This is a genomic window from Staphylococcus casei, from assembly GCF_030294405.1.
Lineage (GTDB): Bacteria > Bacillota > Bacilli > Staphylococcales > Staphylococcaceae > Staphylococcus > Staphylococcus succinus.
This window is the reverse complement of record NZ_CP125718.1, coordinates 2,192,269-2,204,670: the sequence shown is the minus strand read 5'-3', so window position 1 is coordinate 2,204,670 and position 12,402 is coordinate 2,192,269. Positions and strand designations below refer to the sequence as shown.

The following is a 12,402-nucleotide window of genomic DNA, read 5'->3' as shown; positions in this document are numbered from 1 at the left end:
TTTTAATAAAGTAATAGATATTAATATATTTCCTCACCCAAGTGCAACATCGAGAATCATCATAATGGTGAAACCTAGCATTAAACTTAATGTTGCCAGGTCTGTATTATTACTTGCTTGTGAATCAGGGATGAGTTCTTCAACGACTACAAATATCATTGCGCCTGCAGCAAAAGCTAAAGCGTATGGTAACATAGGTGTAATAACTAATACAGCTGCTGCACCAATCGTAGCGAATATAGGTTCTACAATTGCAGATGCTTGACCATAGTTGAATGCTTTCCATCTCGTAGCACCTGCAGCACGAATAGGCATAGATAATGCGGCGCCTTCAGGAATATTTTGAATTCCTATACCTATAGCTAATCCTAATGCGCCTAAAAACGTAGCTTGACCATTCCCAGCAACAATACCACCGAAAGCAACGCCAATAGATAGTCCTTCTGGTATGTTGTGAAGCGTAATGGCTAAAACAAGTAACGTATTTTTATTGAGTTTTTTAGTACCTACACCCTCATGGAACTGATTTGTATCTTTGGTGTTGGGATGTATATGTGGAATAACTAAATCTAAAGCACGAATAAATAATCCACCCAACAAAAAACCGATTGCAGCTGGTAACCACGGAAGCGGTGCATCTTTACCATAATCAATGGCTGGCTGTAATAGAGACCAGAAACTCGCAGCAATCATGATGCCGGCAGCAAACCCTTGCATAGAATTTAGAATCTTATCATTCACGCGTTTAAAAACAAATACTGCCGCTGCTCCTAACGCAGTTAGTAGCCAAGTAATAATGCCAGCTATTAATGCTTGGATATAAGGAGGTAAGTCTTGGAAAAATTCCGACATAAGCTTGTCTCCTTTGTATCATTTGTAATCAAAAAGGTGTATAATATATGGAACTGAAATTAATTTTAACAGAATTAACTGTAATAATCGATATTAAAAAGGATGTTGGACGATGGAAGCTTACAAAATAGAACATTTACACAAATCATATGCCGACAAAGTAATTTTTGATGATTTACACCTATCGATTTCAGAAGGTGAAAAGATAGGTCTCGTTGGCATTAATGGCACAGGAAAAAGTACGCTGTTACAAGTTATCGCCGGACAAGATGAAGATTATGAAGCTGAAATTTCTCATCCCAACTCCTATCGCATACGTTATTCATCTCAAAAGCAAGACTTTGATAAAGGGATGTCCGTATTTGAAGCGGTATTAACCTCAGAGACAAAGACGTTAGAAATTATCAGAACTTATGAAGCTGCCATGAAACAATATAACGACACGCAGAGTGAGTCAGATTTCCAAAGGATGATGCAAGCACAAGAAGCAATGGATACGCATCAAGCTTGGGATTATAGTTCTGAAATTAAAACAATTCTTTCTAAATTAGGTATCAATGATACGACTAAGGAAGTAAGCGAACTATCTGGAGGTCAACAAAAAAGAGTGGGCTTAGCTAAGACTTTAATTGAGCAACCTGATTTATTATTATTAGATGAACCTACGAACCATCTAGACTTTGAATCTATCAATTGGCTCATTAATTATGTAAAACAGTACCCACATACTGTGCTATTTGTTACCCATGACCGTTACTTTTTAAATGAAGTATCTTCTCGGATTATTGAATTAGATAGAGGTAAGTTAGCTACATATGAGGGGAATTATGAAGCATATATTGAAAAGCGTGCTGAAAATGAAATAATAGAACAAAAGCAACAAGCTAAACAACAATCGTTATATAAACAAGAACTTGCATGGATGCGCGCAGGCGTTAAGGCACGTTCTACGAAACAACAAGCACGTAAAAATAGATTTAATGATTTAGAACAAGATGTAAAAAATCAACATCAACAAGATAAAGCTTCTTTAAATCTTGCCTATTCTAGGCTAGGAAAGCAAGTCTTTGAAATGGAAAACCTGAGTAAGCATATTAACAATGTCACACTTTTCGAAGATATTACTCAAATCATTCAAAGTGGGCAACAAATTGGTATCGTTGGACCTAATGGAGCAGGAAAAACGACGTTATTAAATATTTTAAGTGGCGAAGATCAAGATTTTGATGGAAATTTAAAAATTGGTCAAACCGTGAAAGTTGCCTATTTTAAACAAACTGAAGAACGTTTAGAACGGGATGTAAGAATGATTGATTATTTGAGAGAAGAAAGTGAAGTTGCTAAAGAAAAAGATGGCACGTCAGTTTCAATTACGCAACTACTTGAACGTTTTTTATTCCCAAGTGCGACGCACGGCAAAAAAATATATAAATTATCTGGTGGAGAACAAAAAAGGTTATACTTGTTAAAATTGTTAGTGCATCAACCGAATGTGCTCTTATTAGATGAACCAACTAATGACTTAGATACTGAAACATTAACGATACTTGAAGATTATATTAGTACGTTCGGTGGATCAGTAATTACAGTAAGTCATGACAGATACTTTTTAAATAAAGTAGCTCAAGAATATTGGTATATTCATGATGGTAAAATGGACCGTATCATTGGTACTTTTGAAGATTATGAAGCATATAAAAAAGACCAAGATAAGGTTCAAGATCAACAAAAACAGCAAAGTAAAGTTAAGCAACCTACCGAAAGAAAGAAGAAAAAAGGTCTATCTTATAAAGAGAAGCAAGAGTATGAAACAATTATTGAACGTATTGACACTACAGAACAGAGATTAGAAACAATAGACGAAGAAATGGCAAATGCAAGTTCAGACTACGCAAAAATCAAAGAATTAAGCGAAGAGCAGCAACGTCTTAATCAAACGTATGAAGAAGATATTGCAAGATGGAGTGAACTTGAAGAACTAAAAGAACAATGAGGGATCTTATAACATGGAATCAACTTTATCGCATTATTTTGGTTATGACACATTTCGTCCAGGCCAAAAGGAAATTATATCAAGAGTAATGGATCATCATAATGTGTTAGGTGTTTTACCTACTGGCGGGGGAAAATCAATTTGTTATCAAGTACCAGGATTAATGCTAGGCGGAACAACAATTGTAATCAGCCCATTAATCTCATTGATGAAAGACCAAGTTGATCAATTAAAGGCCATGGGTATACGAGCGGCATATTTGAATAGTAGCTTAACTCAAAAGCAACAGAAAGCGATTGAGACGCAATTGAGGAATGGCGAAATTCAGTTTTTATATGTAGCACCGGAACGCTTTGATAATGGTTATTTTATTAGTTTATTACAACAGTTAAAAATACATTTAGTTGCGTTTGATGAAGCCCACTGTATTTCAAAGTGGGGACATGATTTCAGACCGAGCTATCAAGATGTTATTCATAAGGTGTTTGCTTTACCTCAAGATTTTGCTATTGTGGCGCTCACAGCAACAGCAACGATTGAAGTTCAAAAAGATATCATGGAACGCCTTAACATTAGTAAAAATGATGAGGTTAAAACAAGTACCAAACGGCGTAATTTAGTCTTTCAGGTTAACCCTACTTATCAGAGACAAAAATTTGTGATGGAATATGTTACGTCTCATAAAAATGAAGCGGGGATTATTTATTGTTCCACACGTAAGCAGGTTGAAGAATTACAAGAAGCATTAGAAGATAAAGGCATTAATAGCACAAGCTACCATGCTGGCTTATCAAATAAAGAACGTGAAGCAGCACAAAATGATTTTGTGTATGATCGCGTGCGAGTAGTGGTTGCTACAAATGCGTTTGGTATGGGGATTGATAAATCCAATGTGCGTTTTGTTATTCATTATAATATGCCTGGCGATTTAGAGTCTTATTATCAAGAAGCTGGCCGTGCGGGGCGTGATGGATTGAATAGTAATTGTATTTTACTGTTTAGTGAACGCGACATCGGTTTACATCAATATTTTATATCATCATCACGTGCAGATGATGATTATAAAGATAAAATGGGTGAAAAGCTCACAAAAATGATTCTCTACACAAAAACCAAAAAGTGTTTAGAAGCGACACTTGTACATTATTTTGAACCAAATGAAAAATTGGAAGAATGTAAGCAATGTAGCAATTGTACAAGAGAAAATAAAACATATGATATGACAGATGAAGCAAAAATGATTGTTAGTTGTATCGCCCGTATGAAACAGAAAGAAAGTTATAGTGTTATTATCCAAGTGTTACGTGGTGAAGATTCCGATTATATTCGTTATTGTGATTATAATGAGTTATCTACACATGGTATTATGAAGCAGTATACAACATCAGATTTAAGTCATCTTATTGATGAATTAAGATTTAAGGGATTTTTAAATGAGCACGATGAAATCCTTACATGTGATAAATCTGTAAAAGCGTTGTTAAGTGGCGAAATTACTATATTTACTACACCATTTAAACGTAAGACTAGAGAGAAAGTTAATATCAATACGGTAGAAGGTGTTGATCGAGCGTTATTTGATGAATTGATTGCAGTGCGTAAACAATTAAGTGAGAATTTAGGCATCGCGCCAGTGAGTATATTTTCTGACTATACACTTGAGGAATTTGCCAAAAGAAAACCAGAATCAAAACAGGATATGATTTCCATTGATGGTGTGGGAAGTTATAAATTAAAGCATTATTGCCCTATGTTTTTAGAAACAATCCAATCCTATAAAGCTCAAATATAAGTTACCTTAATAATTGTAATTTGAACATATTTCAGTAACAAAATTTTAAAAGTAAATTAAATGTTTTCTTATTTTTTAATAAATCTACTTAAAATAGCAAAGTTAATTTCGATATTCATAATATATTAAGGCACGTTATGTGCTTCTTATATGTTTTGTATTTATTTAACTTTGCTATTTTTATTTATACAACAAATTGTGCGTAATATGCTTTTGAAGAGCATTTATTTCAAAAAATTCTTCTTAGAATACATAAAAAAATTGTAATTAGGGAATAAAGAATTCAAATGGGAATGAATGAACGCTAAAGAGTAAATTAAAGTGAAGGTGACAAAGTGATAGAATTTAAAAATGTAGTGAAAAAATATGGGACTAAAACAGCAGTAGATGATATAAGTTTTAACATTGAAGAAGGAGAATTCTTTGTATTAATCGGACCCTCAGGGTGTGGAAAGACAACAACATTAAAAATGATAAATCGTTTAATTACATTATCTAATGGTTACATATATTTTAAAAATAAACCTATCAGTGAATATCCCGTTTATGAAATGAGATGGGATATTGGCTATGTTTTACAACAAATTGCATTATTCCCACATATGACTATTAAAGAGAATATTGCACAAGTGCCTCAAATGAAGAAGTGGAAAGCACAAGATATCGATGATCGGATCGATGAATTATTGGACATGGTAGGCCTAGAACCAGAGTTATACAAAGCACGAAAGCCAGACGAATTATCTGGTGGACAACGTCAACGTGTGGGGGTCGTAAGAGCGCTAGCAGCTGATCCTCCAGTCATATTAATGGATGAACCTTTTAGTGCTTTGGATCCTATTAGTCGAGAAAAGTTGCAAGATGATTTAATAGAATTACAAAGAAAAATTAAAAAGACAATCGTTTTTGTAACTCATGATATTGAAGAAGCAATGAAGTTAGGTGATCGTATTTGTTTATTAAATGAAGGTCATGTTGAACAAATCGATACCCCTAAAGGATTTATTACTCAGCCTCATAATGATTTTGTAAAACAATTTATAGGTGATAAAGGTAAATTCTCGATTAATGATATAAAGTTATCGGAAGTTACTGGAAATCTAAGCATTGAGGAACAAGTAATAACCAAAGGGTATCCTATATTTAGTAGTAATCAGTTAGTTAAAGAAGTTTACGCTGATTTAGCAGAACATGAGGCGATTATTATTGAAGATAATACAACGTCAACACAACGTGTGCTTAAACGAGAAGATATGTTTAAGTTTTTGTCAGATTTTCGTAAAGGAGGTCAAAATTGATGAATGAATTCATTCGTACACTTTCTGAACGTAAAGGACAATTAATAACGACTATTTTTGAGCACATCCAAATTTCATTTCTCGCATTATTAATTGCTGCGTTCATCGGTGTACCGCTCGGTATATTATTAACGAAAACTAGGAAAGTATCAGAAATCGTTATGAATATAGCAGCTATATTGCAAACAATTCCATCATTAGCTTTACTTGGTCTAATGATTCCATTATTTGGTATTGGTAAAGTGCCTGCAGTTATTGCCTTAGTTGTTTATGCCTTATTGCCTATTTTGAGAAATACATATACAGGGATCAGTGAGGTGGATCCCTCTTTAGTTGAGGCGGCTAAAGGCATAGGAATGAAACCAGGACGCAGATTAGCAAAAGTAGAATTGCCAATTGCCATGCCTGTAATCATGGCAGGGTTGCGTACAGCAATGGTCTTAATTATTGGGACTGCTACGTTAGCAGCGTTAATCGGAGCAGGGGGATTGGGCGATCTCATATTACTTGGTATTGATAGAAATGATAGCGCCTTAATTCTTATTGGAGCAATACCAGCAGCGTTATTGGCTATAGTATTTGATTTAGTATTGCGTTACATGCAAAAGCTATCATATAAAAAATTAGTCATCTCTTTGGGCTGTATTATCCTTTTATTACTTCTTGTCATTATTGCGCCGATATTAGCTCAGAAAGGTGATAAAGTAACATTGGCAGGTAAATTAGGTTCAGAGCCATCGGTGATTACTAATATGTATAAGATTTTAATTGAAGAAGAAACAGACGACACGGTCGAAGTGAAAGATGGTATGGGTAAAACCTCATTTCTTTTTAATGCCCTAAAATCAGACGATATTGATGGCTATCTTGAGTTTACGGGGACTGTGCTAGGTGAATTAACGAAAGAAGATTTGAAGTCTAAGCAAGAAGACAAAGTATATCATCAAGCTAAATCTAGTTTAGAAGATAAAAAAGATATGACCATGTTGAAACCAATGAAGTATAATAACACTTATGCTTTAGCAGTGAAAAAAGATTTCGCTAAGAAGCATAAGCTTAAGACAATTGGGGATTTAAATAAAGTGAGTAGTGAGATTAAACCCGGTTTCACGATGGAATTTAATGACCGAGAAGATGGTTATCCAGCAGTGCAAAAAGCTTATCATCTGCATGTTGATAATATTAAAACGATGGAGCCTAAATTACGTTACCAAGCCGTTAAAAGTGGGGATATTAATTTAATAGATGCGTATTCAACAGATGCTGAATTAAAACAGTATAATATGGTTGTGTTAAGAGATGATAAACATGTATTCCCACCATATCAAGGTGCACCAATGTTTAAAACATCATATTTAAAAGCCCATCCTGAAATTAAAGCACCACTTAATAAATTAGCTGGTAAAATTTCAAATGAAGATATGCAACAAATGAATTATGATGTAACAGTTAAGAAAAAAGACCCTTATCAAGTTGCTCGAAATTATTTAGAAAAACATCATTTAATAAATTAAACGATTATCTTATTGAAAGCGTCCAATCATCAAACACATTTTTAAATATGTTTGATGATTGGACGCTTATTTTATTACTAACAAAGTAAAAATGGAGTCAGAGGGAGCATTGTTTTCAACACTATAAAGGTTTATAATGGTTAATAAGTTTTGAAATTTCTGTAAATTTAAGGAGGGCCGTAGCAACGATGAAAAAACAAATTGAGCAATTATCAGCATATCAACCAGGGTTATCACCTAGAGCGTTAAAAGAGGCATATGGAATTGAAGGTGAATTATATAAGTTAGCTTCTAATGAGAATTTATATGGTCCATCACCAAAGGTAAAAGAAGCAATTCAATCTCACTTAGATGAATTACATTTTTATCCGGAAACAGGTTCTCCATTAATCAAGGAAGCAATTAGTAAACATTTAGATGTCGATGCATCTCGTATTTTATTTGGTGCAGGTTTAGATGAAGTAATTTTAATGATTTCGCGTGCAGTGTTAACAGTAGGAGATAAGATTGTAACGAGTGAAATGACATTTGGTCAGTATTATCATAATGCGATTGTTGAGTCAGCGAATGTCACTCAAGTTCCATTAAATAAAGGTTATTTTGATTTGGAAGGTATATTGGCAGAGATAGATGATGATACAAAGCTTGTATGGTTGTGTAATCCAAATAATCCAACGGGCACTTATGTCCCACACGATGAATTAGAACAATTTTTACAACGCGTACCTAGCCACATTCCTGTCATTATAGATGAAGCATATGTAGAATTTGTCACTGCTGATGATTTTCCTAATACACTGGCATTACAACAACAATTTTCAAATGCCTTTTTATTACGTACATTTTCTAAAGCATATGGCTTAGCTGGCATGCGTATTGGCTATGTAGTGGCAGCAAAAGAAGCCATTGAAAAATGGAACATTATTCGTCCGCCATTTAACGTAGGACGTTTATCTGAATATGCCGCATTAGCAGCTTTAGAAGATCAAGCGTATTTGACATCTATCCGTGAACGTAATGCGCAAGAAAGAGCGAAATTCTTTGAACTTGAAAATAGTAATGCCTTTTATCCAAGCCAAACGAATTTTGTTTATATTAATACAAATAAACCTCATGAATTGTACGAAGCCTTTTTGAATGTAGGTTGTATTACTAGAGAATTTCCAAATGGTGTTCGTATTACGATAGGATTCCCAGAACATAATGATAAAATGATTGAAGTATTGAAACATTTTGATTTATAAATAAAGACATTTAGGCATTTACAAGCGTTCGCCAAACTAAATGATGTATTACAAAGTATTGTAATGAAGTGCGTGTTAGACTCATGCTTGAAACGGTTAAGAAAGCATATAACAAAAATGAATGATATGAAACAGTGCGTGTAATTTGGCTTTCTATGAGCATTCTTTGCTATAATGATATGCGGTAACATTAAGTTGAATTCGATCATTATGATGCTTTATTGTGACATTTAAGTATGTTGAATAAAGATATTTAAAAGGAAGTAGGAGTAGTAAATGACAAGAAAATCAATTGCTATCGATATGGATGAAGTTTTAGCTGATACAGTAGGTGCGCTTATTAACGATGTAAATAAACGTACAGATTTGGATATCTCTTATGATATGTTAGATGGGAAGAAATTAAGACATGCGATGCCTGAACATGACGGTTTATTAACAGAAATCTTACGTGAACCTGGCTTTTTCAAAAAACTTGAAATTATGGAAGATGCCCAAGATGTTGTTAAAAAATTAACTGCGCATTATGATGTTTATATTGCGACTGCAGCGATGGATGTGCCAACATCATTTCATGATAAATACGCTTGGTTGAGAGAGCATTTTTCATTTTTAGACCCACAGCAATTTGTTTTTTGCGGACGTAAAAATATTGTGAAGGCTGATTATTTAATTGATGATAATCCAAGACAGTTGAGTATATTTACTGGTACACCAATTATGTACACAGCTTCGCATAACATTCATGATGATAGGTTTGCACGAGTGAATAACTGGAAAGACGTAGAAAATTATTTCTTAGGGGATATTGAATATAATATTTAATATTTTTCTATTATTGTGATAAATGCACGTGGTTGATGTCTATTGCAGCATATTTTAATTTTAAAAAGGTGATACCCGTATAGCGGGTATCACCTTTTATTTCATGTGAAACAATAATATAAGGTTCAATTGTTTTATGTTGTTTGATTGTTTTGATCGTCATCAATTAATGTCAAAATTTGTACTGCCTCAGGGATGACTTCAATCTGAAGCGGCGTTTCTAAGGCGATTTCGCCATCGATATCTACTTTTGCCTGTGGCTCTGTTTCCACAGTGATTGCCTTGCCTAAGACATGCTGGATACCATCAGTCATATTGTTCCAATTCATACTATCACGTTGTTTAAATACGTCGTTTAATACACTAGAACCTTGTTCTTTAAATATAAACATATTGAGATAGCCATCACTCGGTGATAAATCAGTTAATGGAATACGACTACCACCTATGAAGGGACCATTGGCTACTACAAGCATAGATGTGTTTCCATCAATTGCCTTGCCATCAACAGTCACTTTATAATCAAAATGCTCTGGGTTAAGTAATGTTTTTACAGTAGAGCCTACATAACTCAATTTACCAAATACATCTTTGTTACCATTTTGAACGTTTTCGGCGTTTTGTACAATCAGCCCAAGACCAACAAAATTCAATGCGTATTGTCCATTTACTTTCATTACATCATAAGATTTCAATTCAGCTTCTATTAATTGTTGACTCGCAACCTTATGTCTTGGATTTAGGTTTAATGTTTTTACAAAGTCGTTAAATGTACCGCCTGGAATAATACCGATAGGAATCTCTAATTCACTTTGCATGACACCGTTGATAAGTTCATTAACGGTCACATCTCCGCCTAAAATGAAAATAATATCGACATCATCACTATAACTTCCATCTTTTATTTTTTGACAGTACTTGATAATGTCGCCTTCATTTTCACTTAATTGAATAGAGAGGTGTTTACAAAAAGTAGTTAGTGAAGATGCGACGTCCCCCAGACCTCTATAAATATCTTTGATACCGGAATGTTCATGATAAAATATTACACCGTGATTATATTTTGTATTACTCAATCGCTTCACCATATTTCTTTTAGTTTTTATTACTTCCTAATTTTACCCTATTTTCCTAAAAAATAAAAAAAACTACTAAAGATATATCTTTAGTAGTTAGAATATAAGCGTTATTTAATACCACGCATGCCTTTAATGATTTTAGGTACAAATGCAAGGATAATGAGACTGACAATAATAGCAATCGCACCTAAGAATAAGAAATAGTTCTTATTCTTAGGTGCGATTAATTTTACTAATGTTCCATTAATTGCTTGGGCACACGCATTGGTTAATAACCATAAACTCATCATTTGTGCATTGAATGCTTTTGGAGCAAGTTTGACTGCTGCGCTGTTACCCGTAGGTGATAAACATAATTCGCCAATCACACAAATAATATACGATAGAATCACCCAATTGACGCTCACAGTTGCATTGCCTGCTGAATGACCAATTAACGCAATCATGATATAGGAAGCACCAGCTAAAAGTGTCCCTAATACAAATTTAGTTGCTAAACTTGGTTGGCGTTTAGCCATTTTTGCCCAAATGATAGAAACTATTGGTGCGAGCAATACGATAAACAATGGGTTAATAGATTGGAATAATGCAGGACCGAAACCTGTTGTCCATCCAAAAATATTTAACGTCATATCGGAACTTTCAAAGGCATAAATATTGAGTACATTAGCACCTTGTTCTTGGATAGACCAGAAGAGTACACCTAAGATAAATAGTGGGATAAACGCGATTACTCGTGAACGCTCATCAGGTGTTACATCTTTACTACGTATCATAATTGTAAAGTAAATAATTGGTAAAAGTACGCCGATTACAAGCACTGTTGTACTGACTAAATTAAATGATAGCGTTCCAGTTAACCCTGTAACAAGTAAAACGACTACAATCAGTATAATTGCTGCTGTAAATAAAATTGTAAATTTCTTTTTTTCACTTTGATTTAATGGGTTGGAAGCTGTCATCCCAATGGAACCTAAATTTTTTCTGTTAAATATAATGTACCAAATTAAACCAAGTGCCATTCCGACTGCAGCTATTAAGAAACCTGCGTGAAAGTCACCAGAATCAACAAATTGATTTAATATTAAAGGTGACAGCAGACCCCCTAAGTTTACAGCCATATAGAAAATAACGAAACCAGCATCTAAACGTAAATCATTTTGAGGGTATAATCTTCCGACAATATTTGAAATATTTGGTTTCATTAAACCAGAACCAACAATAATAAAGAACATAGATACAAATAGTCCGACTGCTGCGAAAGGTAAACTTAAGCATATATGACCTATAATAATTAAGACACCACCTATTAAGGTAGCTGTACGTGTTCCTGTAATTCTATCTGCAATCCATCCTCCAAGTACCGAGGTCATATAAATAAGTGCGCCATAGACAGCCATAACAGATTGAGCAGTTGCTTTGTCCATACCTAGGCCGCCATCTTTTATAGCAAAATACATATAGAAAATAAGCAATGCGCGCATACCGTAATAGCTGAATCTTTCCCAAAATTCAACAAAGAATAAAACACCTAGTCCTTTAGGGTGTCCGAAGAAGCCTCTTTGAGGAATTGATTGGACAGCTTGATCCTGGGCTGTATCTTGATTTTGCATAAAACATTCCCGTCCTTTCTTGCTCCCTGTAAAAATATATAAAAAACATTTTACGCCTTATATAATTGAATTTCAATAATATTCTCAAAATAGCAATATTCTAAATATTCAGTTAATTTTTGTAATGAATTGCGTTAAATTTATTTGGGCGGTAGTATTCATTGTTTTACAAAAAATAAAACAGTAGGGTAC

General features: G+C 34.0%; 9 protein-coding genes. 6 read left to right on the top strand and 3 right to left on the bottom strand.

Annotated features, from left to right (window positions below; all coding sequences use genetic code 11):
* Positions 1-33: 33 nt before the first annotated feature.
* Positions 34-852: a ZIP family metal transporter gene (locus QMO72_RS10720; protein ID WP_103266771.1), complete on the bottom strand. Its 819-nt coding sequence runs from the start codon at positions 850-852 to the stop codon at positions 34-36.
* A gap of 112 nt (positions 853-964) precedes the next feature.
* Between QMO72_RS10720 and QMO72_RS10715 the strand changes: the two genes are divergently transcribed.
* The 6 genes from QMO72_RS10715 to QMO72_RS10690 all read left to right on the top strand — a co-directional run bounded on the left by QMO72_RS10715 (position 965) and on the right by QMO72_RS10690 (position 9,518).
* Positions 965-2,845, top strand: a complete 1,881-nt coding sequence (locus tag QMO72_RS10715) for an ABC-F family ATP-binding cassette domain-containing protein (protein WP_103266773.1) — start codon at positions 965-967, stop codon at positions 2,843-2,845.
* Between the two features lie 13 nt (positions 2,846-2,858).
* Complete coding sequence (gene recQ / locus QMO72_RS10710) at positions 2,859-4,637, top strand: DNA helicase RecQ (protein WP_103266774.1); 1,779 nt, start codon at positions 2,859-2,861, stop codon at positions 4,635-4,637.
* Positions 4,638-4,972: 335 nt separating this feature from the next.
* Complete coding sequence (locus QMO72_RS10705) at positions 4,973-5,935, top strand: ABC transporter ATP-binding protein (RefSeq protein WP_103266776.1); 963 nt, start codon at positions 4,973-4,975, stop codon at positions 5,933-5,935.
* A complete protein-coding gene (locus QMO72_RS10700; RefSeq protein ID WP_103266777.1) occupies positions 5,935-7,449 on the top strand; it encodes an ABC transporter permease/substrate-binding protein in 1,515 nt (504 codons plus the stop codon). Before QMO72_RS10705 ends, QMO72_RS10700 begins: the two co-directional genes overlap by 1 nt.
* A gap of 188 nt (positions 7,450-7,637) precedes the next feature.
* Entirely contained in the window at positions 7,638-8,693 is a 1,056-nt protein-coding gene (gene hisC, locus QMO72_RS10695) for a histidinol-phosphate transaminase (protein ID WP_069823580.1), read from the top strand.
* 276 nt (positions 8,694-8,969) lie between these two features.
* Complete coding sequence (locus tag QMO72_RS10690; RefSeq protein ID WP_046837179.1) at positions 8,970-9,518, top strand: 5' nucleotidase, NT5C type; 549 nt, start codon at positions 8,970-8,972, stop codon at positions 9,516-9,518.
* A 134-nt stretch (positions 9,519-9,652) separates the two neighbouring features.
* On the opposite strand, the gene QMO72_RS10685 is transcribed toward QMO72_RS10690, so the two are convergent.
* A complete protein-coding gene (locus tag QMO72_RS10685) occupies positions 9,653-10,594 on the bottom strand; it encodes a diacylglycerol/lipid kinase family protein (RefSeq protein WP_103266779.1) in 942 nt (313 codons plus the stop codon).
* A gap of 110 nt (positions 10,595-10,704) precedes the next feature.
* Positions 10,705-12,210: a peptide MFS transporter gene (locus QMO72_RS10680; RefSeq protein WP_103266780.1), complete on the bottom strand. Its 1,506-nt coding sequence runs from the start codon at positions 12,208-12,210 to the stop codon at positions 10,705-10,707.
* Positions 12,211-12,402 lie beyond the last annotated feature (192 nt).

What these genes read in the sequence shown, in the direction of transcription:
- QMO72_RS10720 (WP_103266771.1), bottom strand. Translation starts at nt 852, where the DNA reads ATGTCGGAATTTTTCCAAGACTTACCTCCTTATATCCAAGCATTAATA.
- QMO72_RS10715 (WP_103266773.1), top strand. Translation starts at nt 965, where the DNA reads ATGGAAGCTTACAAAATAGAACATTTACACAAATCATATGCCGACAAA.
- recQ (WP_103266774.1), top strand. Translation starts at nt 2,859, where the DNA reads ATGGAATCAACTTTATCGCATTATTTTGGTTATGACACATTTCGTCCA.
- QMO72_RS10700 (WP_103266777.1), top strand. Translation starts at nt 5,935, where the DNA reads ATGAATGAATTCATTCGTACACTTTCTGAACGTAAAGGACAATTAATA.
- hisC (WP_069823580.1), top strand. Translation starts at nt 7,638, where the DNA reads ATGAAAAAACAAATTGAGCAATTATCAGCATATCAACCAGGGTTATCA.
- QMO72_RS10690 (WP_046837179.1), top strand. Translation starts at nt 8,970, where the DNA reads ATGACAAGAAAATCAATTGCTATCGATATGGATGAAGTTTTAGCTGAT.
- QMO72_RS10680 (WP_103266780.1), bottom strand. Translation starts at nt 12,210, where the DNA reads ATGCAAAATCAAGATACAGCCCAGGATCAAGCTGTCCAATCAATTCCT.